The organism is Staphylococcus simulans (assembly GCF_002994445.1).
Taxonomy (GTDB): Bacteria; Bacillota; Bacilli; order Staphylococcales; family Staphylococcaceae; genus Staphylococcus; species Staphylococcus simulans_B.
This window is the reverse complement of the sequence record NZ_MRZJ01000006.1, coordinates 94,599-119,353: the sequence shown is the minus strand read 5'-3', so window position 1 is coordinate 119,353 and position 24,755 is coordinate 94,599. Positions and strand designations below refer to the sequence as shown.

The following is a 24,755-nucleotide window of genomic DNA, read 5'->3' as shown; positions in this document are numbered from 1 at the left end:
GCTATGAAGGTTTCACGCATTCAACATTCAATTTTCGGATGAAATTACGCTGTATCTTATTCATAAGCTATTAACCGCCTTTCGCCATTTTCCATTTATAATATATTTGGGTATTTATTAAAATTATTATACTATGGACAGACAAAGAGAGCTATCACTTTTAGTTTACTTTTAAGTAAATTTAAGGATGCTGAAGATGGTTTCTAGGTATGGTGTATACAAACCATGAGACTGTCCGGTTTGATAGATATAACCTTGTATTGCATCGACTTCTAAAGGTCTGCCGGCAAGAATATCGTAATACATACTCGTTCCCATATCTTCAGGATAGCCTGTATATATTTTCATAATATCTTCTACTATTGTTTCAGGCAGGTTTACCTCATGAGCCGCTGCGATACGCTGTCCTTCTTCAAGCAGATTACGGCATAAATTGCGTGCTTCTGGTGATTTCAATATGGCTACAGGATGTCTGCTTACTGCTGTGATAGAATTAATCCCTAAATTAACAAGGAGTTTATACCAAATATATTCCTCTATGTCTCCTTTGAGCTGCAGTTCTAAGTTTGTTGCTTGTAATTCTTCTTTTAACCATTCTGTTGTATCATCTTGTTGAAGCTGGAGGATACGATCACGATAATGTATCACTGTTGAATCTTGTTTTTGACCGCTGATATAAACGACTGCTTGATAAACATGCGGATGTTCTATTTTATCAATTTGACCATGTCCGTTCTGCGCTAAAATAATAATTGTTTCATCATCAATCACATGTTCCATCTGCAAAATAACTTGATCTAACTGAGGTGTTTTGACTGCAATAAACAAAACATCCAAATGTCCTTCAAAGTGTGTGATGGGTGTGTAATGCAGCACAGCAGTATCATGAGTATCCCTTTGTTGGTAAGAGACATCGCCTTCTTGTCTTCCGAATAAGTGTACGTGTGCAAGATTGAATGACTGCATCAGCTCATAAGCAATCGTAGTACCGACAGCACCAGGTCCGATAATACCGAAATGTAAATCCACTCAAACCACCTCTAATTTTCAATTAATGTGTTATTCTAATATTACATTAAATAAAGGAATTGGTGTTATGAAACATTTAAACAATTTATTTGAAATGAAAAGCAACAAAGAAAAAATTTCAATGGTTACTGCGTATGATTATCCAAGTGCCAAACAAGTTGAAGCAGCTGGTATTGATACGATTTTAGTCGGTGACTCGCTTGGTATGACTGTTCTTGGATATGAGAGCACAGTACAAGTGACACTTTCTGATATGATTCATCATGCACAAGCTGTACGCCGCGGTGCACCAGATACATTTATCGTAGTAGATCTGCCTATCGGCACAGTCGGTATTAATGATGAGAGCGACTTGAAAAATGCGTTGAAATTGTATCAAGCAACTGATGCGAATGCTTTAAAAGCAGAAGGTGCACATTTAATCAGCTTTATTACAAAAGCACGTGCAATGGGCATCCCTGTAGTTTCGCATTTAGGACTGACGCCGCAAAGTGTCGGTGTAATGGGTTATAAAATGCAAGGTGCGACCAAAGAAGATGCATTACAGTTATTAAATGATGCACAGGCTGTAGAAGAAGCGGGTGCAGTAATGTTAGTACTAGAAGCCGTTCCAAGCGATTTAGCAGCCCTTATTTCAGAACGTTTAACGATTCCAGTCATAGGTATCGGCGCAGGCAAAGCCACTGACGGACAAGTACTGGTCTATCATGACATGTTGAATTACGGTCAAGATCATCATGCTAAATTCGTTAAACAATATGGTGATTTCTCACAAGGTGTTTCAGCTTTAAAACACTATCATGAAGAAGTACGTGCTGGACAATTCCCTTCTGATGCCCATACGTATAAGAAACAAATACTGGGGGAATTAGAGTAATGGTACAAGTTATTACCTCTATCTCAGAGATGCAGCAGCTGGCTCAATCATTCAAGCGCCAAGGCAAAACAATCGGCTTTATTCCGACAATGGGTGCTTTGCATGACGGCCACTTGACTATGATGACACGTTCAACTAAAGAAAATGATGTTACGGTCGCGAGTGTGTTTGTTAATCCGCTTCAATTCGCACCTGATGAAGATTATGATGCCTATCCTAGACAAATTGAACAAGATACTGAATCGGCACAATCTGCTGGTGTGGATTATATCTTTCACCCAAGTGCAGAAGCTATGTATCCAGATGAAATCGGTATTGCCCTTAAAGTCGGGCGGCTTGCTGAAGTGTTAGAAGGTGCACAGCGTCCGATTCACTTTAACGGTGTAGTCACTGTCGTCAATAAACTCTTTAATATCGTTCAGCCTGATTGTGCTTATTTCGGACAAAAAGATGCGCAGCAATTAGCTATTGTAGAAAAAATGGTGAAAGACTTTAATCACCCGATTGAAATTGTCGCACAAGCGATTGTACGTGAAGCAGACGGTCTTGCTAAGAGCTCTCGCAATGTATATTTAACAAAAAAAGAACGCGAAGAAGCTCCTGCGCTGCAAGAGAGCCTGCAGCTGGCAAAACAATACTATCAAGACGGCGAAAGAGACAGTAAAGTCATTATCGACCGCATCACAGATTATTTACAACAACATACAAGCGGCCATATTGATGAAGTGGCTGTATACAGTTATCCAGAGTTAGTCGAGCAATCGCACATTGAAGGCCGATTTTTCATTTCACTCGCAGTTAAATTTTCTAAAGCACGCTTGATCGATAATATTATTCTTGGAGATGACCAATAAAATGATAAGAACTATGATGAATGCTAAAATCCACCGTGCACGCGTGACAGAATCAAATTTGAATTACGTAGGGAGTATTACGATTGATGAGGCAATATTAGAAGCGGTAGATATTTTACCGAATGAGAAAGTTGCGATTGTAAACAATAATAATGGTGCACGCTTTGAAACCTATGTGATTAAAGGTGAAAGAGGCAGCGGAAAAATCTGCTTAAATGGTGCTGCTTCACGTTTAGTTGAAGTCGATGACATCGTCATTATTATGACATATGCACAACTGAATGAGGAAGAGCTCAAACACCACACTCCTAAAGTTGCTGTAATGAATGCGCACAATGAAATTGTTGAAATGATTCATGAAAAAGAAAATTCTATCGTATTATAATCACAATAAATTGGTTTTATTTGTCATCTTTTTTTCGCTGATTCTATAAAGCTAGTTCCTGTCATTCCCTGAATTCCTGGTATAGACAAGGTCTGCTATTGCTTTTTCTATCAAAGTGATTTATGATGATTTTGTAATGAAAAGAAAGTGGTAATTTCAAGAATGAAAATTACAGTCCAATACGTTAACGTCTCGCTACACGAATTGTTATAGTATTGATGTTTACTGCTTTCTTATTCTACTAAGAATTGAATAATACAATAAGTCCACTGGAAGTGCCTGTTCCTACAGGCTGAGATCCTCGTGTTTGATGAGGAAATTCTTGGAACCTGATCCAGTTCATACTGGCGTAGGAAAGTGGCGTATTGCACTTTTTAATGCGCTGTTTTCCTGTACGGAAATAGCGCTTTTTTTATTTGTTTTATTTCCAGTAGAGACTTTTCAAAGGGTGAAAGCAATGTGGGTTGCGATTTCTAAACAAACAATAACCCCTGAATTAATAAAACAGTACGCAGCGATTGAACCTGTAATAGATCAATTAATTTTACGTACGCGTCCAAAAGAACAAGTGAAAGCAATAGAAGCATTACTCAAAAATGATTTTCCGAAAGATAAAATAACAGTACATTCAGACATTGAAGTTTTAAATCGATTCAACTTAACGCATATTCATTTTAAAGAAATGGATGAACGTGCTTTTCACTTGAAACAAACACATCCAGATTTATGTGTCAGCATGTCGACACATAGTCAAGCAAGTGCACAAGCAGCAAAACGCCACCATTTAGATTATGTCTTATTCGGACATTTATTCGAAACAGCATCTAAACCTGGTCTGCCGCCGCGCACACAAGAAGAAATCGATTCAGTTTTAACCGTAGATATTCCAGTGATTGCGTTAGGCGGTATCAACTTCGATACTTTATCTGAAGTGCCTCAAGGCTTCTCAGGTATCGCAGCAATTTCACTCTTCGCACATCACGATTTACACACACTAAGTTCATTAAAGGAAGGTGAATAACTATGTATGATGCAGCAATTATCGGTGCTGGTGTAATGGGTATGTCCATTGCACGTCATTTAAAAGACAGCGGTCTGAGTATTGCATTAATAGATAGAGATATTGAAGGCAAACATGCATCTTATAAAGCCGGAGGCATGTTAGGGGCACAAAATGAATTTACCGAAGACAGTCCCCTGTTTCGTCTAGCACTCGCATCACGTTCAAAATTCGGTGCCTTAAGCAAAGCTTTATTGGCTGAGACCGGTATTGATATCCAGTACCAGAAAAACGGTTTAATCAAATTAGCCGCGACTAAAGCAGACATCCCATCACTTCAACAACAATATGCATTCTTGCACGACAATGATCCGGATGTCTGTACACTATCAGAATCAGACTTAAATCAATTAACGCATGGTTTAGTCAAAGGTGCAGAAGCAATGATGTTTGTGCCGCATGACCATCAAATTAATGCGAATCATTATACGAAAGCACTGCATGCCTCATTGAAAGATGAGCCGAACATCGACCGTTTCACCAACACCAATGTCACTGCCATCCACCGTGTCGGCGACGGTTATGAAATCGAAGCAGAACGTAATGGCCGCCGCACAATTACACGCGCCTATAAAATTATCGAAACAGCAGGTGCATGGGCAGGCAATGTTACTGAACAGCCTGACATTCAAGCAACTGTCAGCGGTGTTAAAGGCGAAGTCTTATTAGTCGAAAATGAAAGTTTAGATTTGAAACAAACTTTGTTTATGACCAACGGCTGTTATATCGTACCGAAACCGCCCCACCGTTTCCTAATCGGTGCCACAAGCTATTTCGATGATTATTCTGTCGGTGTATCTGATCAGGGCAAAACATGGCTGTTGAATCAAGCCATAGAACGTGTTCCAAAACTTAAACACAGCAAAGCACTCAAACATTGGTCAGGTGTCAGACCATGGACAGAAGGCGAACAGCCGATTATGGATGAAGTCCAAGACAACTTATGGATTATCACCGGCCATTACCGCAACGGTATTTTATTATCACCGATTATCGGAGAATTGATGGCAGAGTGGATTATCACAGATACTTGTCCAAAAGCTTTAGAACCATTTCATAAAAACAGGAGGGAACATTATGAAGTGCATCATTAACGGCGACCCTTTCACATTCGATGAAGCTTTAAGCATTCAAAGTATTTTAGAACAGCTTGAACTTGATCCGAAACGTGTGATTGCGGAGCATAACCAAAACTTAATACAACGTGATGACTTTGCGCATCAAATGGTACGCGAAGATGATCGTTTAGAATTATTAGAATTTGTTGGAGGCGGATAAAATGTTAAAAATCGGACCTTATGACATGGAATCAAGATTATTACTCGGAACTGGAAAATTTGATAATGAAGAAGTACAAACAAAAGCAATCGAAGCTTCAGGCACAAACGTACTGACATTTGCGGTACGTCGCATGAACTTATATGACAAAAACCTGCCTAACCCGCTTGCGAATGTCAACTTGAAAGATTTTGTGACTTTCCCGAATACTGCTGGTGCTAAAACAGTTGAAGAAGCAGTACGTATCGCAGAAATTGCCAAACATGCGGGTGTGTGCGACATGATTAAAGTTGAAATCATCGGAGATGACGAAACATTATTGCCTGACCCGATTGCGACATACGAAGCATGTAAAATCTTATTAGAACGCGGCTATATTGTATGTCCTTATATCTCAGAAGATCCTGTACTCGCAAAACGTTTAGAAGAATTAGGTGTACACGCTGTAATGCCGTTAGCTTCACCTATTGGTACAGGCCGCGGTATCAATAACCCGCTTAACTTAAGCTATATCATTAAAAATGCGAATGTACCGATTATCGTAGATGCTGGTATCGGTTCTGCTAAAGATGCAGCTCAAGCAATGGAACTTGGCGCAGACGGCATCTTATTAAACTCAGCTGTTTCACGTGCAAAAGATCCTGTGAAAATGGCAGAAGCGATGAAACTTGGTGTTGAAGCCGGGCGTTTAAGCTATGAAGCAGGCCGTATTCCAGTTAAATATACAGCACAAGCTTCAAGCCCTAGCGAAGGTTTAGGATTCCTATGATGCATCAGTCAGACAATACGCCTGACATCGATGAACGATATAGCCGCCAATCCCGCTTTGCGCCCTTTGGCGCACAAGGTCAAAAGGCACTTGAACAGACACATGTCATGGTGATGGGTGCCGGTGCACTCGGAAGTCATCTCGCAGAATATCTCGTACGCATGGGTGTCGGCACATTAACTATCGTCGATATGGATATTGTTGAAATGTCCAACCTGCATCGTCAAACACTCTTTGATGAAGCAGATGTGAAGGAAATGCGCCCTAAAGTCTTCGCACTCGAAAATAAATTAAAAGCGATTAATTCAAATGTAAAGATTCATCCCATCTACCAAGAAATTACGACGACCAATATCGAACGTATGATTTCAGAAGCACAGCCTGATATTTTAATGGATGGTATGGATCACTTTGCGATTCGCTTCTTATTCAATGAAGTCTGTCACAAACTGAACTTGCCTTGGATTTACGGCGCAGCTGTCGGAGGTAAAGGTTCTGTTTATGCGATTGACTATACAGGGCCTTGCTTGCGTTGTTTAATGGAAGAAGCACCAGAAACCGCAGAAAGCTGTGCAATCAACGGCGTTATTCCGCCTGTGATTATGCAAGTCGTCAGCTATCAGATCGCAGAACTGATGCGCTTTGTTTCAGGCAAAGGCTTCTCAGGCAAACTAATTACCGTGTCACCTTTTGATTTGAAGCAGCAAAGTATGGATGTCAGCCGTATGAAAAACCCAGATTGTCCAGTATGCGGTAAAGGGCAATATGACTATCTAGGCCAACATCAGCCTAAAAACATTGAAGGCAGCTGTGGAGACACGTATGTCTTTCGTTTCAAACCAGAACACTTTGACCATGCGGAATTATTTCCCGGGAAAATCAATAAAGCCAATCCTTACGTTAAACAATTAGAGGTCAATGGCTATCACGCAACATTATTCAAAGACGGGCGTATGAATGTACATCATTTAGAAGATGACAACACCGCAGAATCGTTATATCAAAACTTACTAAAAACAATGAAATAATTTTTTAAAGAAGTGTACATTAAAAACCAAGGTGTGCACTTCTTTCCTTTTATTAAACCACTATAATTAATACCTCAACTTAAAAATATGTATAAAAAAAGCACCTTAACCATTTGTTAGATGCTTATTTGGGCTTTACTCCGAAAAAAATGTATTGTATTTCTTCATCGGTTAAATGATATGCTTCTTCAGGTAATTTTGGGTATTCAAACGGTGCATCTTCTATAAATCTATCTTTTGTAGAATTAGCCGCTTCCTCAATTATTTTTGACAACCTATCAAGTTTTTCGTAATCAAGTTCATTATTCATTACTATCACCTCATATCTTCGATTTAATTATACCTCTTTAAATTTTATAAATACAATCCTATACAGGTGACTTAAGTGACCGTTTTGTTTATTCCAATAAAGACTTATAATATAACAAGCCATCATAATGTTACCAAGTATGGAGTATCCTATAATACATAGTCGAAATTTATAACCATTTGTTCAAGCAAAGTGATTTTCTATAAGTCAGCTGCATAAACAATGAAATACTTAGTAAAAATATTGATGTTATATGTGAAAATGATTTGAGTTCATTCACCTTATAGAATACAATTAAACTGTATAATTATTAATTGAGGGATGAAGCTATGGAAAGAGAGAAACGTCTTGAATTAATTAAATTATTGCTAAAGAACAATCGTATTTCGACAGTGCGTGAGCTTGCAGAAATCATGGAAGAACAATATAACTTGATTTTCAGCATGACGACAGTCGCAAAGGACCTGCAGCAATTAAATGTGACTAAGGTTCCTAACGGCTCTGAACCATCTTATTATGTGTTGCCTGAAAAGAGCGCTGCGAATACGTTTCGAGAAGCTTTCAAGAAATATCGTGATGACAGTATCAATTCCATTATTGTGAAAGACAGCTATATTTTAATTAAGACAGAACCTGGTTTTGCGCGTACGATTAATTACTGCATCGACCAAATGCAGCTGCCGCATGTACTTGGCACAGTCAGCGGCAATGACGTCATTATGATGTTGATGAAATCACATGAAGAAGCAGAATATATCCGCTATTTATTGTTAAAACCATAAAAGCAAAGGAGGATCAGATGCACACTTATGCACCTGATCCTCCGTTTTATTGTCTCATTGTTTTACTGTTTTCTTATTTCATCATTATATTGTGTTGTTTATAGTGATTTACTAACTGTCCACGTTTGATGATTCTTCAGTACCAGATTTCTCTTGCTTAAATCTCTGATGATATGACTCGCTTTTTCTCGTGATACGCCTGCTAATTCACTCAACAATGTGACAGTCATAATTTTATCCATTTCATAATAAGCGCCATGATCGGTACCTACTGTTTCGCACATAACACGCAATGTATTGACGACCTTTTGTTCAGCATTGCGTCCAAGCAGTGCCATATTGCGCTCGATACTTTGCTGTGCTTCCATACGCATTAAGTCATAGATTTTAATAAACGTATCTTCATTATTCTTGCACAGGTATTCGATGACGTTCTTTGGTACTCTGACGATTAAACTGCTCGTTAAAGCGGTACAAGATTCATGGTAATGGTCTGAATGGAATAAATGATTCAATGGAAACATAGTGACCGGCTTATTTAATAATAGGTAGTCATCTCCGTTTTCATTGAGCAGCTCTCTAGAAACATATCCCTCTAATAGTAAATAAATGCTGTCTGCTTCTGATCCTTGATAGTATATCACTTGTCCCTTTTCATAATTTCTCACATAAATCTCAGAAAGATGAGGAACAATCAGTCCTGAGGGTACTTCTAGTATTTTAGATAGTGCTTGTATCGATGTTTGGTAAGCTTCAGTACTATTGCTCATACACGTTCACCTCATCTCTTTATCGTTTAATAATGAATGTGCGTTCGTTTTTTCGCAAAGGCTCAAAAAGCCTTGCAAGCATTGTTATTATTGTATCATATTCAAAGCAGTCCACACATTCTTATGTATAAAAACAGCAGCCTACAGGAGGTGGAGTAACCTGTAAGCTGCCATTTCTGATGTTATATCAGGATCATGCGCAAGGGAGCTTTAAAAGACACTTACCGCACCGCTGAATAATCTTATTAAACCTAAGATGGCAAAGATTACAATGAATCCCATTAACACATAGTCTCTTGTGATAAGTTTGATACCGTTGTTCTTTTGAACAAACATGTAAACGAAAAGTCCTGGTACATATAACAGCATTGTCAACAGCAAGTAGTCCACACCCGCTGCGTAAATGAGCCAGATAGCATATATAGATGCGATAATACCTACGGCCATTTGCACTGTGCTGTTGTGATCTTGTTGTAATGTATATTTGAATTGATAGAATGCACTGAATGCGTAAGGTACCAAGATGGCACTAGATGCGAGTGAGAATGCGAATTGGTACGCACTATCAGTGAATAACATACTTACTAAGAATAATTGTACTAAGATATTCGTGATTAATAATGAGTTGACAGGTGCGCCGTTTGCGTTTTGTTTCGCAAACCATTTAGGGAACATTTTATCTTTTGCAACGATGAATGGTAATTCACCTGCAAGCAATGTCCAACCTAACCAAGCACCAAGTACTGAGATGATTAAACCAATGTTTGTCACAACTGAACCCCAAGGGCCGACGATGTGTGCTAATAATGCTGCCATTGATGGGCTGCTTAATTCAGAGATTTGGTTTTGTTCGATAACACCTTGTGCAAGTACTGTTAATAAGAAGTAGATGACTAATACAATCAATAGACCAAGTACTGTTGCTGTCCCTACGTCTTTTTTAGTTTTCGCACGGCCAGAGAATACGACCGCACCTTCAATACCTGTAAATACCCAAACAGTGATCAACATTGTACTCTTAACTTGTTCCATGATATTAGAGAAGTTAATCGGTAATGCAATGTTGTCTTTCATTCCTGCAAATCCAGCCATAAAAGTGTCAAAGTTGAATGCGACAATCATACATACAATCGCAAGGAAGATAGGAATCAATTTAGCCACTGTTACGATACTGTTGATTAATGCGGCAGTTTCGACTCCGCGCAAGATTAGGAAGTGTACACCCCATAGTAAGATGGAGGCTACGATAATACTAGGTAGTGTGTTGCCGCCTTTGAATACCGGGAAGAAGTTGCCGACTGCTGACATCAGCAACGTAGCATAAGCGACGTTTCCTAAGAATGCTGCGAACCAGTATCCCCATGCACTAGAGAAACCGACGAAGTCACCGAAACCTGCTCGTGCGTAACTGTAAATACCACCGTCTAAATCCGGTCGTTTATTTGTTAAATTCTGGAAGACGAATGCGAGTGATATCATACCGACTGCGGTAATAATCCAACCGATAATAATCGCCAATCCGCCGGCATTGCTGCCCATGTCTGAAATAATATTGAAGGCACCGCCGCCGATCATTGAACCAATGACCAAACCGATTAAAGCCGTTTTATTGAGTTTATTTTGTTCTCCGCTCATTTTCAAAACTCCTTTAATGCTCGAGATTGCCTCAAAGCATGTCTTGTCAATTTATTAAATTTTTTGACGCTATACTGCTTTAATTGATGTTAAGGGCATGTGCCTCTTGCTTATTTTCAAAATCATAGGCCATGTTTTAAACACGTTGCCGTGAATAGGTATCATTTTTATTTCAAAGCAGTATTTCAATCTAAAGGCAAAGCTTTAAGTGATGACGTCGAACCACTTCTATTGATGCAATCCTTACCACTTAAAGCGTTGCTGTATTCAGATTTAGATATCTTCACGGTATAGCGGTTGACTCATGCAACGTGGGCCCCCGCGTCCGCGAACCAATTCACTACCAGTGATTTCGATAACTTTAATACCTTTGTCGCGTAATAATTGGTTTGATACATAGTTACGGTCATAAGTGACAACAACACCTGGACGGATAGTTAATGTGTTAGAACCATCATTCCATTGTTCACGAGGACCAACGATTGGGTCGCCGTTACCAGTAGGAATAAATTCGATGTGATCTAAGTGCAATGCGTCTTTTAATGTTTCTTTCAAGTCTGTAGTACGTGTGATAGTAATATCTTTTCCATCTTCTGTTGGTTCAAGAGTGAAGATATTCATATCGTCGCCTTTTTTCTCGATAGCTGAGTGAATTGTGAATTTATCGTAGTCAATCATTGTGAATACTGTGTCTAAGTGCATGAATGCACGTGTATTCGCAATTTCGATAGCTACAACTTTTTTGATTTTAGATTCAGGGTTCGCAAAGATTTGGCGTGCTAATTTTTCAATTGCTTGTGCTGATGTTCTTTCAGAGATACCTACTGCTACAACTTCTTCAGAAAGTACTAATTCGTCTCCGCCTTCAATGTTGTAATCAGAGTTTCTGTCTAACCATACAGGTACATCTGCATCTTTGAATCTTGGGTGATGTTTTAAGATATAAGTGAAGAAGATAGATTCTCTGCGACGTGCCGGCCAGAACATACGGTTGATTGTCATACCATTTCCGATTGATGCTTGCGGGTCACGTGTGAAATAAAGGTTAGGCATTGGGTTCATATAGAATGGATAAGAGTCATCTAGGTATTCCACTAAGTGTGATTTACCAGTTTCAACTTCTTCTTTACGTACACCTGCCATTACTTTTTCAACTAAGTCTTTGTTATTTAAACCATCGAATAATTTTCTAACTGCATCTTCATGTCCTAATAATGTGTCTTCAGATTCAGCTAAAACGTCTTCAATGAATTGTTTACGCACTTCAGGATCTTCAATCGCTTCTGCTGCTAAGTCTTCTAGGTATACAACTTCTACACCTTCATCGCGTAGCACTTGTGCAAATTTATCATGCTCTTCTTGTGCTACTTTCAAGTACGGGATATCATCAAATAACAATCCTTCTAGATACTCAGGTACTAAATTTTCTAATTCTTTCCCAGGGCGTTTAAGCAATACCGTTTTCAATTTACCGATCTCACTGTTTACTTTAATTGGATGTTCATTCATTTGTGAAACCTCCTTGTTTTATTTATCTATATTGTAAGCCCTTTCAACTAATGCTCATGTGAATTAAATCACATTATAAGTGTTATATATTTCACACTTATTCTTTTATTCATTGCATGTTTTTGCATATTTAATACATTTTCATGGGTTTTACATGCATAAAACCGAATAATCCCTTGATTTACAGAGTCATAATTCTCAAATAAAATATTTTATTCATTTTTTAGAGAATATATGCATTATCCTTATTCGATTTCACTTATGTGGCTGAATCAACACCATAAACCCACAATCCTAGTGAGGGCACAAGAATAAAATTGAGCATTACTTTATAAACAACCCCTCCTAATGTGGCTATACCCTGCTAACGCAGAAATACAGATAATTTACATTATTTTAAAATTGCACATTATATAGCTTAAAAAAACAAGAAAACCACATGTGTAATTTTCTTGTTGAATCTTTCCTATTGAATTGTATGTCACACTTTAATCCACACTTCAACACAAGTCTCCGCTGCTTGATTAACGATTTGAATCTTAATCAATGAACGCTCTTCTTTCACGTTCATCCATAATTGATCTGTTCGATGCATCATCTGCTTGAATTTCACTTCTATTTCTTGAACAGTGTTTAAACTTTCTTGACGCTTAGACAATGTCTCTAATGCGGCCATCACAACATAGTCGCCCGGAAGAATGTGGTTATGAAGATGAATCGGGTTATAATCATTCACTTGTTTCAAATAATCTAATACATCTTCCCAGTCTATAACTAAAGGAATATATTGTGATGATATTGTTGAAGGGTTGCTTGGTTGTTTGGCCTTTTGTTCTATTTTAGATGATGAATCAGTCTGTTCAATGAATGTTGTTGTTATTTCCATACATGTTTTATTGTCACGCAATGATATCATTGTAAGTACATAGCAGTAGTGTATAAACTGTCGAAGTTTCTTTTGTGATCTGCATATTAATTCTGCTTTGTAGCTTTCCCCTTCAATTAAAGGTGCATATTGGCAGATGACTTTGTTTCTTAAAATCAAAGGTGCTTGGTGCTTTTGTTGAAATGCATCAAAAGCATGCCAAATCTTGGTCAGATAAAAGGCATCTAGATTTAATGAACGATGCACTGATTTCGGCGATTGCCATATCAATGTTTGTTTCATTTAATCTTCCGCCTTTTTAAATAAGGTTGCGATACCTAAACCGCCGCCGATACCGATTGCGGCCAACAATTGATTGCCTGGGGAATAAGCTTGAATAGAAAGCAGACGTGCTACTAAATTTGCACCGCTGGCACCGTAAGGATGCCCTTCTGCTAAAGCACCGCCGAATGGATTGACTTTTTGTTTATCTAATCCTAATAAATCTATAGAAGCTAATACTTGCGAACTGAATGCTTCATTAAATGCAGTCCAATCTATATCCGCAACTGACAAATTGCGACGCATCAATAATTGTTCTGTTGCTGGAACAGGACCAATTCCGAGTAATTTTGGATTCACCCCTGCCGTTTGTGCATCTGTAAATTTAAGTAAAGGCTTTAACCCTAAAGCCTCTGCTTTTTCTTGCGACATAACCAGCACTAGCGCGGCACCATCGCTTTTCGGACATGCATTCCCTACTGTAATAGTTCCGTCTTTAAATAATGGTTTTAAACGTGATAAACGTTGTACTGTCATCTTTTGTTTTGGTGATTCATCTTGCGTTACTTCTTTTCCATGAACCGTTAACGGTATGATTTCTTGCTGGATTTGTGATTGATAGGCAAAGTATTGATGATGACTGCGTGCAGCCCATGCATCTTGGCGTTCTCGCGAAACTTGATAAACTTGTGCGACATTTTCAGCTGCTTCTAACATACTCGGATCTCCCATAGTTTCTGGTGTGAACGGTGCACGTTCATAAATCTCTGGAGGATGTTTCTCATACAGTGATTGCGGTTTTTGAATTTTCCAAGGTGCACGACTGACAGACTCGACACCGCCAGCTAAATAGATGTCGCCTGCGCCAGCTTGTACCATTCGGCATGCGATATTAACAGCTTCTAAACCTGAACCGCATTGGCGATCTACTGTCATACCAGGGATATGATATGAAAGCCCTGCATGCAGCAGTGATTTGCGTGCGATATTACCGCCGTTGCCGACTGTATTACCGATAATGACATCATTAATATTTTCTGCAATAGCAGGATGCAGCTGTGTCATATGCTTTATCAGAGGTTGAAGCAAGTCTTCTGGTTCTAAGTGTTTGAATAGGCCTCCGTATTGCCCTATAGGCGTACGTTTAGCCTCAATAATCACTGCTTCTCTCATTATGATTGCCTCCCGTATTTTTCAATCATTTGCTGACGTGCAACTTTACCGCTGGAAGTCCAAAGCATTTCTGGAACTTTAATAAATCGCATCGGTACTTTGTAACGTTCTAAATGACTGCGTAATATTTGTTTCACTTCACGAATCTCTAAATCTGTTTCTGATTGATAGTAAGCAATCAGTACTTCTCCAAGTTCATAATGCGGCACACCAATCACCATAACATGTTGAATCGGTGTCGTGTCAGTAATCACACGTTCTACTTCTTCTGGATAGACGTTCATACCGCCGACAATCACCTTATTATTTACACGACCTTCTAAAATCAGTTCTTGGTCATCTGTCATTCTGGCATAGTCTCCTGTCGCAATGGTATCTCTGCTTGAAATAGATTCAGCACCTACATAACCTGAAAAGACCATTTCGCTTTGTACGTGCAGCTGGCCAACTTGTTTTGAATCAGGCAATTGTTTTCCGCTATCATCTGTTAAAATGACTTTCACGCCTTTAAATAACTTGCCGACATTTTTCGGTGCGTAATCTGTTACATGATGATATGAAATAAAACTCGCTTCACTTGTCCCGAAGAATTCTATTACTTGCGCATTCGGCAGTTTCTGTTTGAATTTTTGAATCGTATGCGGTTCTAACTTTGCGCCTGAAGATAAAAACGTTACTGACACTTCGGTTAATTGTTTCGCATCAAACTGTAATAGCTGTTCTAGTACCGAAGGTACAATAAAAACAGCCGCACCATTTTGTGCTTGTAATTGATGCAGCAGCTGCACAGGGTGATAATCCATCTGCATATAGCATGTCAATTCTGAATGATATGCATACATCATCGCATAAAGCGTTAAAGAATGGGCCAATGGTCCCGGTGCGATAATACAAGAAGGCTTCGTCTCTAAAATTGCATCGTTGGCATCATAACTGACATCCCATGAATGACGGTTGCGATAATAGGCTTTAGGCATGCCAGTTGTGCCTGAAGTAAAACCAATGTGCAATAAACCATCTGGCGGCATATGCAATTCATGCAGTTCCTCTGAACCCTCTGCTTCATTTAATTGTTCCAGTCTGACTGTATGTACATCTTCAATCTGTTTATCCGCAATCACTTGCGTCACTTCGTAATGCGCTAAAATTTCATGCAGCTGTTCTGATGTCCATTTTGAATCTAATACCACAGGCAAATGGCCTGCTCCTTGAATTGCTTGATAAACACGCATAAATTGAGCAGGATCTTGTATTAAAATACCGATACGTTCATGTATTGCCCATTGCTGTATAAACGGTACATCTGATTTCAAGTAATGAATCAGCTCTGACTGTGTTAATCGGCTTGCTTCAGTTTGAACCACATTCAAAGACATGGTCGTTCCACCTTTCTCTTTGTTATAAAATAATCATTTTTATTTTAGCATATTCCCTTTAAATCAATCTTAATTAGTACAAAATTTAATATAAAATACTTTTGATTCCTTATATCCACGTCACTAAAACTATTGTATACTAACCTTGAATAAGAATTTAGCAAAAGTGTTTTTACAAATAAAATAAGATGACCCACATCCTATTTCATTCACATACAATGTTTTATCCTCTCAAACTAGAAGTATCATCTTAAGAAATGGAGGTCGTTTATGGAACAAGCACATAGAATATTGAGCATCTATACACGTCTGATTCAGCAAAAAGTGGTTAATAAGCACGAACTTTCAAATGAATGGGGTGTCTCTTCGAGAACAATACAGCGTGATATCGACAATATTCGGAATTTTCTATATGACACCGATGAATGGCATGGTTACCGAAAAGAAATCACCTATAATCATAGAATGGGAACCTATGAAATGGACAGTTCGATTTCCAACCACGAAGTTTCACTATATTTCTTGCTGGCGCTATTAGAAACCGTTTCACCTGAAATCGATCAGCATCTCTACAATTATTTAGAATTACTGATTAAAACCTTCCATACCCAACATGAAACAGAATTACGTACACATTTATCCAAACTAAAGGTTGTTAAGCGGTATGAACAGTTAAGTAATATTGTACTTGCTTCTAGAGCGATTCACACCTCTCGCAAGCTCTATGTGGATTCAGATAAAGAAATCACTCCTATCGGAATCCAGTATAATAACTTCACTTTCAAATTAATGTATAAGATAGACGATCAAATTCAATCCACAGATTTAAACCAAAAAAAATATCACTCTGAGTCCTAACCATTTCCATGCTCAATCTATTTATAACACGATTCACTGGGTTACGTTTGAACTTGTGCCTGAGCTTTACCAATTAATCCGTCATAAATATCCGCATGAAATTATTAAATTAGTAGATAAAAAGTATTATGTCATCCGTATCAAAATGTGTGTAGAAGACGCGATTAACTTTTGTTTCACTGCAAGAAATCAAGCACGGCTCATAGGACCAGAAAGTACGTATCAAATTGTGATGAAGGAATTATTAAAACTCCAAGAGTCTTATCTGTTTACGCGTTTAAGCAACAGCGAATATTAATCTGCTAGCTGCAAGTACTCAAACCAATGAGTATCTGCAGCTTTTTTCATTTTCAGTTCTTTCCTATATATATGTAATATTTTTATATTTATCTGCCACATAAACGTCAGAGACACTGTTAATACACCATTATTAATCATCAGGTCATCTGATGACATTATGTGTCATGCTATGTGGATAAGAGCAAAACAATTCAATAAAAAAACGCATTCATTTTTCTAATAAATGAAAATACGTGTCTATAGGCGTTGTGTAGAATTAATACATAAGCAATTTATATTTATTTCATCTTTGTAAGTCTATCAATGTATACTCACTTTATTTAGGAGGATTGGAAAATGAAAAAGAAACAAATATTTTCTTTACGCAAATTTTCTGCGGGCATTGCATCAGTTTCATTAGGGACACTTGTATTTTTAGGGGGAAGCCAAGCTGTAAATGCGGAAACACAAGACTTGAACCAAGCAACTCAAGAAGCTTACAACACGATCAATAACTTGCCTAGTCTGTCTGACGCACAAAAAGATGCGTACAATCAGCAAATTTTAGTTGAAAGCGGACAAAACAGTACACAAAAATTTGATGCTATCTTAGCTGACGCGCAAAACATGAATTCACAAAATGCACAAGCACAACAAGCTGCAGCTGAAGAATTAAATCAAAAAACAGCTGATGCTTACGCAGTCATCAACAACTTGCCTAGTCTGTCTGATGCACAAAAAGATGCATTCAACCAGCAAATCTTAGTTGAAAGCGGACAAAACAGCACGCAAAAATTTGATGCTATCTTAGCTGATGCTCAAAACTTGAACGATCAAAACGCACAAGCACAACAAGCTGCAGTTGAAGAGTTAAATCAAAAAACTGCAGATGCATACGCAGTCATCAACAACTTGCCAAACTTGTCTGATGCACAAAAAGATGCATTCAACCAGCAAATCTTAGTCGAAAGCGGACAAAACAGTACACAAAGATTCGATGCTATCTTAGCTGATGCTCAAAACTTAGATGCACAACAAGCACCATCTGAAGAACAAGCTCCAGCCGAAGAACAAACACCAACTGAAGAGCAAGCACCTGCTGAAGAGCAAGCACCTACAGAAGAACAAGCACCTGCTGAAGAGCAAGCACCTGCTGAAGAGAATAAAGCAGAAGACAAAACAACAGATGAAACTACAACAAAAGAAGATAAAGCAGCTGAAGAGAATGCAAAAGCTGATGATAAAGCAGAAGCACCAAAAGCTGACGAGGCGCAATCATTAGATGAAAAAGCTGAAAAAGCACATGAAGCAATCGACAAATTAGAAAACTTATCTCAAAAACAAAAAGATACTTTCCATACACAAGTTGCCAAATCCCAAAAAGAAGATAAAGGTTCTAAAATCGAAGCTATCTTAGCTGATGCTAAACAATTAAATGATCAAGCTGCACCTAACAGCACACAAGCTGATGCTGTGAAAGATGCAAAAGCACCACAAGGTGATGCTAAAGAACAAACAGCTGCTGAAGCAACAAAAGCTGACAGCAAAAAAGAAGAAAACAAAGCGAAAGAATTACCTGCGACTGGTGAAAATGATCAAGTATTATTCGGATTGCTTTCAGGTTCACTATTTGCAAGTGCAGGAACTTTATTCTTATTGAATGCACGTCGTCGTAACGAAAAATAATTAAGTATAATCTCTCTATTTGTAATAAGTCTTAAAAAATAACTCCCCAATATCCCTTTGAAGTCTGGCAAATGATTTGTCAGGCTTCTCTCTTTGAGAGCATTTTTGACTATTTCTCTTATAACTCAACTATAAGTGTCATAATATGTCACTCTATGAATGAAAACAAGCGTTAAATTTACATAGAATTTTCATAATATTTTGTATAGTGCACATATCCGTCTATGTATGTTGTGTAAAATAGTTACATATCTATATATTATCCATATATTTATCACTGTTACTATGCATAGTTACTATAGGAGGAATAACACCATGAAGAAAAAACAACTATTTTCTTTACGTAAATTATCAGTCGGTATCGCATCTGTATCATTAGGTACAGCATTAGTATTCGGAGGAAGCAGTGCACAAGCTGAAACTCAAAGCAGCCCTGCTCAAGCTGCTTATCAAAAAGTAGACGCTTTACAACACTTAACACCTCAAGAAAAAGCAAACTTCAAAAAACGTATCGAACAAAGTGCTCAAACTCAACAACCACCTGTTGAAGCAGTACTTAACGATGCAGTTCAAGCAGACCAAGCAAATGCTAACCAAGCTGCTGTTAAAAAACAAGTTCAAACTGCTCAAAATGTAGCTAAAGAACAAGTTGAAAAAGCACAAGCTGAAGTTAACAAATTAGCTAACATCTCTAAAGAAAACAAAGCTATCTACAATGCTAAAATTGCTAAAGCTGGCGTAGCTGAAATCCCTGGTATCGTTAAAGATGCTAAAGCAGTAGATGCTCAAGTTCAACTTGCTAAAAATGTTGCTAAAGAACAAGAACAAAAACAAAAAGCTGCAGGTCAAACTCAACGCGCAATCGACGCATTGAAAAACCTTTCTGCTAAAGAAAAAGCTGGTTTCCACAAACAAGTTCTTAGAAACGTTGAAGTTGGACAATCAACTGAACCAGTTCTTAAAGACGCTAAACAATTAGATGCAATCAATGGTGCTACAGCTAAAATTGCTGCTTTACACAACTTAACTGACCAACAAAAAAATGGTTTCTACGATCAAGTGAAACGTAATGCACAAGTTGGCGCTGCTGTTGAATCTGTAGTTAAAGACGCTACACAACTTGATAAAATCAACGGCGAAGAAAAAAATGTTAAAGAAAACCATTCACAAGACGCACCTAAAACTACTAAAGATTTAGCTCAATACGCTTTCGATACTATCAGCGGTTTAAACGACTTAACTGATCAACAAAAAGGCGCATTCAACAAACAAATCAACAGCGACATCGCTAACAACAACTCTGCTAACCTTGAAAACATCTTAAACAACGCTAGAGTCTTAAATGCTAAAAACGCTAAAGACAAAAACGTTAAAGAAGATCATTCACAAGATGCACCTAAAACTACTCAAGATTTAGCTCAATACGCTTTCGATACTATCAGCGGTTTAACTAACTTAACTGATCAACAAAAAGGCGCATTCAACAAACAAATCAACAGCGACATCGCTAACAACAACTCTGCTAACCTTGAAAACATCTTAAACAACGCTAGAGTCTTAAACGCTAAAAATGCTAAAGACAAAAACGTTAAAGAAGCAGGTTCTTCACAAGCTCTTTCTAAAGCTGTTTTAGATAAAGCAAACGCTGCACACAAAGCTGTAGCCGCTTTGAAAAACTTAACACCTGCAGAAAAAGCTGCTTTCCAAACTGAAATTGCTGAAGCTGCACACCAAGGTAAAGATTTACAAGCAATTGTTAAAGCTGCTAAAGATGCAGATGCTTTAAAAGCTAAAGTTGTTAAAAAAGATGATAAAAAAGCACCTGCTAAAACTCCTGCTAAAGATGCAAACAAAGCAGATAATTCAGGAAAAACTACTGGTAACACTACTGGTAAAGACCAAGTAACTAAAGACGGTAAAAAAGCACCTGCTCAAGGCGTAAAAGCTCCTCAAAAAGCTGCAGACCAAAAAGCTGCACCTAAAGCTGCTGCTGCTCAAAAAGCTAAAGACGCTAAAAAACAATTACCTGCAACTGGTGAACAAGATCAAGTATTATTCGGTTTACTTTCTGGTTCAGTAATCGCAAGTGCTGGTACATTATTCTTATTAAATGCACGTCGTCGTAAAGAAAACGAATAATCAATTCATTATTCTTTCCATAATTTAACCCACCTATAACAAAACCCGACTGGGAAATGGTTTAACACCGTTTCTCGTCGGGTTTTCGTTTATTTCTTTTAATTTAAAGTGCTGTGTAGCCTCCATCAATTGTAAAAACACTACCTTGTGCAAATGATGATGCATCTGAGGCTAAGTAAACAACTATGCCGCCTAGTTCTTCAGGTAAACCAGGTCGTCCCATAGGAGTGAAGCCTATCCAATCATCAATCATTGCTCCTCCTTGTTCAAAAAATGGTTTAGTCAATTCTGTTTTCATATATCCTGGTGCAATCGTATTTACTTTAATATTATATTTTGACCATTCCATTGCCAAACTTTTAGTCAACATAATTACGCCTGCTTTTGAAGCATTGTATGAACATTGTTCTTGCGGTTTATTAGCAATAATACCTGACATGCTTGAAGTATTAATAATATTGCCATAGCCCTGTTCAATCATTTGACGACCAACTGCTTGAGCAACTAAAAATACTCCATTTAAATTTAAATTAATCACTTTATTCCATTGTTCATAAGTCATTTCTTCCGCTTTAGCATTTATAGTCATTCCAGCATTATTAATCAAAATATCAATTTTACCAAACTCATCTACAACATCATCCACCATTTTTTGAACATCATCAGGATTTGTAACGTCTACTTTTAATGATGTTGCCTTAACACCCTCAGTTTCTCGAATAGTTGTTGCAGTAGCTGCAGCAACATCTTCTTGGATATCTGCAATCACAATATTTGCACCTGCTTGTGCAAGTGCTGTTGCCATCGCTTGTCCTAATCCCATTGCTCCTCCAGTTACAATTGCTACTTTATCATCTAATCTGAACTGTTCTAAAATATTCATATAAATCACCTTTCTATTTATTTTTGTAGTGATGGTTGCTTAACTTTCATAAAGAAGGTCAAAACAAATCCTATACAATAGATAGCCGCATAGACCCAAATTGTTGTTAAAGCATTACTAAACATAAGTACTATTGTTGCTATTGCAGGTCCTAAGAAGTTACTTAACCCTGCTGATAAATTGTGAATTGAAACAGCTGCACCTTTATGTGTCGGCTCAAGTGTAGGGAAAATTGCGGACATCGGTACAAATGCTGCTACGGCAAATCCAAATGCAACTGCAACGATACATGTTATCCAAAAATTAGGTCCGAACCATAACGGTACATAATAAAATGCTAGTGTAGAAACTGCCATACCTATACAACCAAACCACCTTATTTGCTTAACCCAACCAATCTTATCACCAACAATTCCCCAAAATAGGTTAGTAAAGATTGTCACAATATACATGAAGCCCCAAATTTGAAGCCATTGAGATGTACTGAATCCAAAGTCATCAGTAAATACCGATGGCATGAAAGCAACTAAACCAAATAAAGAAAGCTGATTAATAATTCGAACTAAACATGTAATTGCAATTTGAGGGTTGCGTAATATTGTCACACCTCGAAGTATTTCACCAAACATCTCTTTAGCATTGAGTTTATCACTTTCTTTAACTTTACCTTTTTGATCTTTAACTAAGAAAAATGCCATTAATCCGCCTATTGCAATAAAGATTATTGAACTCCACAGTGTTCCCATGAATCCAATAAATGGTATTGTAAAGCTTGGTAAGTAAGAACCTAATACTCCAATACCTACTGAATACATAGCCCAAAACCATCCCATTGCAGATGCAAGACGTTGAGGTGGAGCCGAGTATGTAATCCACACAACAAAGCTATAGATAAACATCGGATAAGCTAATCCTCTGATACTATACATGATTACCATCATCATATAATTATGTGTCTCTAAGCCCAACACTAAAAATCCTACATGGAACACTATCCATGTTATAAATGCAAAAGTCATCAATCGTCTTGGACTGAATACTTCTGCTAATACACCAGATAACCATGATGCAATCGCTACAACTAGCCCGTACGTTGTGAGTACTGTAGAAGCTTGGCTAGCACTGAAGCCTATATGTTGTATGTACTTAGATAAGAATGCTTGTTCAATACCATCACCGGTCATGAATATAGCGACTGCCACATAACCCCATATTAAAGTCATGGGCAGTCCTAAAAACTGTTTCGATTGATTTCTCTCTATAGTTTTCAATTTATTCACCTTCATCTATTTTTCTGACTTAAAATCTTCAAAATATTGCTCCGCATTTCTTTCAAGCTGTAAACCTGCTTCAAATCGTTGAACATAGTTTTTAAAGCTTTCGATATCTTCTTGTTTAGGATTGATGACTAGGTCATCTGTGCCTTTGAATGCTTGTTGATTAAGATAGTCCGATAACTTTTTATCGTTTCCGTCTACTAAGTAGCGTGCAAGCACAGCGATACCCCAAGCACCGCCTTCACTTGCCGTCTGCATGACACTGACCGGACTTTCTAACGCTGCAGCTAAGAAGCTCTGTGCAACGCGTTCTGTCTTGAAGATACCGCCATGTCCAATCATACTGTCTATTTCAAGTGCTTCATTTTGTTTTAATAAATCAATACCGATTTTCAACGTACTAAACGCACTGAAGATATGTGTTTTCATCACATTCGCTAAATTGAATTGACTGTCTACACTGCGGATGAACATAGGATAACCTTGTTTAACATCAGTAATGAATTCACCAGATACATAGCCATAAGAAAGCAAGTGACCTAAAGCCTCATCACCTTCTAATGCTTTCTCAAACATACGTGTAAACAAGTCTTCTTTTGTATATTTTGCATCCATGGTATCTAATACTTCCGCAAAGATGTTCATCCATGCATTGATATCAGAAGTACAGTTATTGGCATGAATCATTGCGACCTCATCGCCAGCTGGTGTTGTGACTAAATCTACTTCAGGATATAAACGTTTAAGCTGATGATCTAATACAATCATTGAGAAGATGCTTGTTCCGGCAGAAACATTACCCGTTCTTGGTGCTACACTGTTCGTTGCGACCATTCCAGTGGCCGCATCCCCTTCAGGTGCACACATAGGACAGCCCGATTCTAACTCATGATTCGGATCAATGAGTTTTGCGCCGATTTCTGTGAGATACCCTGCATCCTCACCTGATGTTAAAACCTTAGGCAGCACATCACGCACTTCTTGTGTATAGCCTTGTGCATGATACAGCTCATTAAAATGGTCTAATAAATCTTCACGAAAGGCATGTGTCTTCGGATCAATCGGGAACATACCTGAAGCATCGCCCACACCTAATACACGTTCTCCAGTGAGATACCAATGTACATAACCTGATAAAGTAGTCATGTAACGGACTTTGCTAGTATGCGGTGCATCTTGAAGTGCTGCATCATAAAGCTGCGCTATACTCCATCGTTCAGGTATATTCACTCCGAAAGCTTCTGTTAATTGTCTTGCGGCATCATGCGCATTATTATTTCTCCAAGTACGAAACGGAACGAGTAAATCATCCTTTTCATCAAATGCAAGATAGCCATGCATCATCCCACTGATACCTAACGATTGAATTTGTTTAACCGTTGTACCATATTCTGCTTTAATCGCATCTGTCATGGCACTGTAACTGATTTGCAGGCCATTCCATACATCATTTAATGAATAGGTCCAAAATCCGTCTTTAAACACGTTCTCCCATTCAAACGATCCCGTCGCTATTGTTTCGCATGCTTCATTCACCGCGACTGTTTTAATACGTGTCGAACCTAATTCAATACCTACACTGATATTGCCTGCTTCAATTTGTTGTTTGATAGTATTCACTGTATCCACCTACTCTTAATTATCAATTTAA

The 24,755-nt window shown here is 38.1% G+C and carries 24 protein-coding genes and 1 riboswitch; of the genes, 13 read left to right on the top strand and 11 right to left on the bottom strand.

Annotated elements, in window-relative coordinates; all coding sequences use genetic code 11:
- Positions 1-171: 171 nt before the first annotated feature.
- A complete protein-coding gene (locus C7N65_RS09190) occupies positions 172-1,029 on the bottom strand; it encodes an oxidoreductase (protein ID WP_105994182.1) in 858 nt (285 codons plus the stop codon).
- Positions 1,030-1,096: 67 nt separating this feature from the next.
- Between C7N65_RS09190 and panB the strand changes: the two genes are divergently transcribed.
- The 8 genes from panB to C7N65_RS09150 all read left to right on the top strand — a co-directional run bounded on the left by panB (position 1,097) and on the right by C7N65_RS09150 (position 7,280).
- Positions 1,097-1,906 carry a 3-methyl-2-oxobutanoate hydroxymethyltransferase gene (gene panB / locus C7N65_RS09185; RefSeq protein WP_105994181.1) on the top strand — a complete coding sequence of 270 codons (810 nt, stop codon included), beginning with the start codon at positions 1,097-1,099 and terminating at the stop codon, positions 1,904-1,906.
- The gene (gene panC, locus C7N65_RS09180) at positions 1,906-2,760 is read left to right on the top strand and encodes a pantoate--beta-alanine ligase (RefSeq protein WP_105994180.1); all 855 of its coding nucleotides are present in this window, start codon (positions 1,906-1,908) and stop codon (positions 2,758-2,760) included. The genes panB and panC overlap by 1 nt, the downstream gene beginning before the upstream one ends.
- A 1-nt stretch (position 2,761) precedes the next feature.
- Complete coding sequence (panD, locus tag C7N65_RS09175; protein ID WP_105994179.1) at positions 2,762-3,145, top strand: aspartate 1-decarboxylase; 384 nt, start codon at positions 2,762-2,764, stop codon at positions 3,143-3,145.
- 261 nt (positions 3,146-3,406) lie between these two features.
- Positions 3,407-3,518, top strand: a riboswitch (TPP riboswitch).
- Positions 3,519-3,602: 84 nt separating this feature from the next.
- Complete coding sequence (locus C7N65_RS09170; protein ID WP_105994178.1) at positions 3,603-4,166, top strand: thiamine phosphate synthase; 564 nt, start codon at positions 3,603-3,605, stop codon at positions 4,164-4,166.
- Positions 4,167-4,168: 2 nt separating this feature from the next.
- On the top strand, positions 4,169-5,299 hold the full coding sequence (locus C7N65_RS09165; RefSeq protein WP_105994177.1) for an NAD(P)/FAD-dependent oxidoreductase: 1,131 nt from the start codon (positions 4,169-4,171) through the stop codon (positions 5,297-5,299).
- The gene (gene thiS, locus C7N65_RS09160; protein ID WP_105994176.1) at positions 5,283-5,483 is read left to right on the top strand and encodes a sulfur carrier protein ThiS; all 201 of its coding nucleotides are present in this window, start codon (positions 5,283-5,285) and stop codon (positions 5,481-5,483) included. Before C7N65_RS09165 ends, thiS begins: the two co-directional genes overlap by 17 nt.
- Position 5,484: 1 nt before the next feature.
- Positions 5,485-6,252 carry a thiazole synthase gene (locus C7N65_RS09155; protein ID WP_105994175.1) on the top strand — a complete coding sequence of 256 codons (768 nt, stop codon included), beginning with the start codon at positions 5,485-5,487 and terminating at the stop codon, positions 6,250-6,252.
- Positions 6,252-7,280, top strand: a complete 1,029-nt coding sequence (locus C7N65_RS09150) for a ThiF family adenylyltransferase (protein ID WP_105994174.1) — start codon at positions 6,252-6,254, stop codon at positions 7,278-7,280. Before C7N65_RS09155 ends, C7N65_RS09150 begins: the two co-directional genes overlap by 1 nt.
- A 124-nt stretch (positions 7,281-7,404) precedes the next feature.
- Here C7N65_RS09150 and C7N65_RS09145 read toward each other — a convergent pair whose 3' ends face one another.
- Positions 7,405-7,590 (bottom strand): hypothetical protein, encoded by a 186-nt coding sequence (locus tag C7N65_RS09145; protein WP_105994173.1) that lies wholly within the window; start codon positions 7,588-7,590, stop codon positions 7,405-7,407.
- A gap of 329 nt (positions 7,591-7,919) precedes the next feature.
- On the opposite strand from C7N65_RS09145, the gene C7N65_RS09140 reads away from it, so the two are divergent.
- Positions 7,920-8,372: an arginine repressor gene (locus C7N65_RS09140; protein WP_105994172.1), complete on the top strand. Its 453-nt coding sequence runs from the start codon at positions 7,920-7,922 to the stop codon at positions 8,370-8,372.
- A gap of 98 nt (positions 8,373-8,470) precedes the next feature.
- Here C7N65_RS09140 and C7N65_RS09135 read toward each other — a convergent pair whose 3' ends face one another.
- From C7N65_RS09135 to C7N65_RS09110, 6 genes are all read right to left on the bottom strand, one after another.
- Positions 8,471-9,142 carry a Crp/Fnr family transcriptional regulator gene (locus C7N65_RS09135; RefSeq protein WP_105994171.1) on the bottom strand — a complete coding sequence of 224 codons (672 nt, stop codon included), beginning with the start codon at positions 9,140-9,142 and terminating at the stop codon, positions 8,471-8,473.
- Positions 9,143-9,352: 210 nt separating this feature from the next.
- Entirely contained in the window at positions 9,353-10,777 is a 1,425-nt protein-coding gene (arcD, locus tag C7N65_RS09130; protein ID WP_105994170.1) for an arginine-ornithine antiporter, read from the bottom strand.
- A gap of 273 nt (positions 10,778-11,050) precedes the next feature.
- Complete coding sequence (arcA, locus tag C7N65_RS09125; protein ID WP_105994169.1) at positions 11,051-12,286, bottom strand: arginine deiminase; 1,236 nt, start codon at positions 12,284-12,286, stop codon at positions 11,051-11,053.
- Between the two features lie 481 nt (positions 12,287-12,767).
- Positions 12,768-13,454 (bottom strand): hypothetical protein, encoded by a 687-nt coding sequence (locus tag C7N65_RS09120; protein ID WP_105994168.1) that lies wholly within the window; start codon positions 13,452-13,454, stop codon positions 12,768-12,770.
- Positions 13,455-14,606 carry a thiolase family protein gene (locus C7N65_RS09115; RefSeq protein WP_105994167.1) on the bottom strand — a complete coding sequence of 384 codons (1,152 nt, stop codon included), beginning with the start codon at positions 14,604-14,606 and terminating at the stop codon, positions 13,455-13,457.
- Entirely contained in the window at positions 14,606-15,982 is a 1,377-nt protein-coding gene (locus tag C7N65_RS09110; protein ID WP_105994166.1) for an AMP-binding protein, read from the bottom strand. Before C7N65_RS09110 ends, C7N65_RS09115 begins: the two co-directional genes overlap by 1 nt.
- A 270-nt stretch (positions 15,983-16,252) precedes the next feature.
- Here C7N65_RS09110 and C7N65_RS09105 point away from each other — a divergent pair, with 270 nt between their 5' ends.
- The 4 genes from C7N65_RS09105 (at position 16,253) to C7N65_RS09095 (ending at position 20,944) form a co-directional block, all read left to right on the top strand.
- On the top strand, positions 16,253-16,840 hold the full coding sequence (locus C7N65_RS09105) for an HTH domain-containing protein (protein WP_234019075.1): 588 nt from the start codon (positions 16,253-16,255) through the stop codon (positions 16,838-16,840).
- A 55-nt stretch (positions 16,841-16,895) separates the two neighbouring features.
- Positions 16,896-17,138: a hypothetical protein gene (locus C7N65_RS12730; protein ID WP_234019074.1), complete on the top strand. Its 243-nt coding sequence runs from the start codon at positions 16,896-16,898 to the stop codon at positions 17,136-17,138.
- Between the two features lie 338 nt (positions 17,139-17,476).
- Positions 17,477-18,805 (top strand): YSIRK-type signal peptide-containing protein, encoded by a 1,329-nt coding sequence (locus C7N65_RS09100; RefSeq protein ID WP_105994165.1) that lies wholly within the window; start codon positions 17,477-17,479, stop codon positions 18,803-18,805.
- A gap of 315 nt (positions 18,806-19,120) precedes the next feature.
- Complete coding sequence (locus C7N65_RS09095) at positions 19,121-20,944, top strand: YSIRK-type signal peptide-containing protein (RefSeq protein WP_158698115.1); 1,824 nt, start codon at positions 19,121-19,123, stop codon at positions 20,942-20,944.
- A 103-nt stretch (positions 20,945-21,047) separates the two neighbouring features.
- Here the strand turns inward: C7N65_RS09095 and C7N65_RS09090 are convergent, their stop codons facing one another.
- Genes C7N65_RS09090 through C7N65_RS09080 form a run of 3 tightly spaced genes read right to left on the bottom strand, consistent with a single transcriptional unit; the run spans position 21,048 to position 24,724 of the window.
- Complete coding sequence (locus C7N65_RS09090) at positions 21,048-21,827, bottom strand: glucose 1-dehydrogenase (protein WP_105994163.1); 780 nt, start codon at positions 21,825-21,827, stop codon at positions 21,048-21,050.
- 17 nt (positions 21,828-21,844) lie between these two features.
- Positions 21,845-23,113: an MFS transporter gene (locus C7N65_RS09085; RefSeq protein WP_105994162.1), complete on the bottom strand. Its 1,269-nt coding sequence runs from the start codon at positions 23,111-23,113 to the stop codon at positions 21,845-21,847.
- Entirely contained in the window at positions 23,114-24,724 is a 1,611-nt protein-coding gene (locus tag C7N65_RS09080; RefSeq protein WP_105994161.1) for a xylulokinase, read from the bottom strand.
- Positions 24,725-24,755 lie beyond the last annotated feature (31 nt).

Coding starts and splice junctions, on each gene's coding strand:
- C7N65_RS09115 (WP_105994167.1), bottom strand. CDS start 14,606: ATGAGAGAAGCAGTGATTATTGAGGCTAAACGTACGCCTATAGGGCAA.
- C7N65_RS09110 (WP_105994166.1), bottom strand. CDS start 15,982: ATGTCTTTGAATGTGGTTCAAACTGAAGCAAGCCGATTAACACAGTCA.
- C7N65_RS09100 (WP_105994165.1), top strand. CDS start 17,477: ATGAAAAAGAAACAAATATTTTCTTTACGCAAATTTTCTGCGGGCATT.
- arcD (WP_105994170.1), bottom strand. CDS start 10,777: ATGAGCGGAGAACAAAATAAACTCAATAAAACGGCTTTAATCGGTTTG.
- panD (WP_105994179.1), top strand. CDS start 2,762: ATGATAAGAACTATGATGAATGCTAAAATCCACCGTGCACGCGTGACA.
- C7N65_RS09145 (WP_105994173.1), bottom strand. CDS start 7,590: ATGAATAATGAACTTGATTACGAAAAACTTGATAGGTTGTCAAAAATA.
- C7N65_RS09105 (WP_234019075.1), top strand. CDS start 16,253: ATGGAACAAGCACATAGAATATTGAGCATCTATACACGTCTGATTCAG.
- thiS (WP_105994176.1), top strand. CDS start 5,283: ATGAAGTGCATCATTAACGGCGACCCTTTCACATTCGATGAAGCTTTA.
- C7N65_RS09090 (WP_105994163.1), bottom strand. CDS start 21,827: ATGAATATTTTAGAACAGTTCAGATTAGATGATAAAGTAGCAATTGTA.
- C7N65_RS09155 (WP_105994175.1), top strand. CDS start 5,485: ATGTTAAAAATCGGACCTTATGACATGGAATCAAGATTATTACTCGGA.
- C7N65_RS09165 (WP_105994177.1), top strand. CDS start 4,169: ATGTATGATGCAGCAATTATCGGTGCTGGTGTAATGGGTATGTCCATT.
- C7N65_RS09095 (WP_158698115.1), top strand. CDS start 19,121: ATGAAGAAAAAACAACTATTTTCTTTACGTAAATTATCAGTCGGTATC.
- C7N65_RS09120 (WP_105994168.1), bottom strand. CDS start 13,454: ATGAAACAAACATTGATATGGCAATCGCCGAAATCAGTGCATCGTTCA.
- C7N65_RS09140 (WP_105994172.1), top strand. CDS start 7,920: ATGGAAAGAGAGAAACGTCTTGAATTAATTAAATTATTGCTAAAGAAC.
- C7N65_RS09135 (WP_105994171.1), bottom strand. CDS start 9,142: ATGAGCAATAGTACTGAAGCTTACCAAACATCGATACAAGCACTATCT.
- C7N65_RS09150 (WP_105994174.1), top strand. CDS start 6,252: ATGCATCAGTCAGACAATACGCCTGACATCGATGAACGATATAGCCGC.
- arcA (WP_105994169.1), bottom strand. CDS start 12,286: ATGAATGAACATCCAATTAAAGTAAACAGTGAGATCGGTAAATTGAAA.
- panB (WP_105994181.1), top strand. CDS start 1,097: ATGAAACATTTAAACAATTTATTTGAAATGAAAAGCAACAAAGAAAAA.
- panC (WP_105994180.1), top strand. CDS start 1,906: ATGGTACAAGTTATTACCTCTATCTCAGAGATGCAGCAGCTGGCTCAA.
- C7N65_RS09170 (WP_105994178.1), top strand. CDS start 3,603: ATGTGGGTTGCGATTTCTAAACAAACAATAACCCCTGAATTAATAAAA.
- C7N65_RS09085 (WP_105994162.1), bottom strand. CDS start 23,113: ATGAAGGTGAATAAATTGAAAACTATAGAGAGAAATCAATCGAAACAG.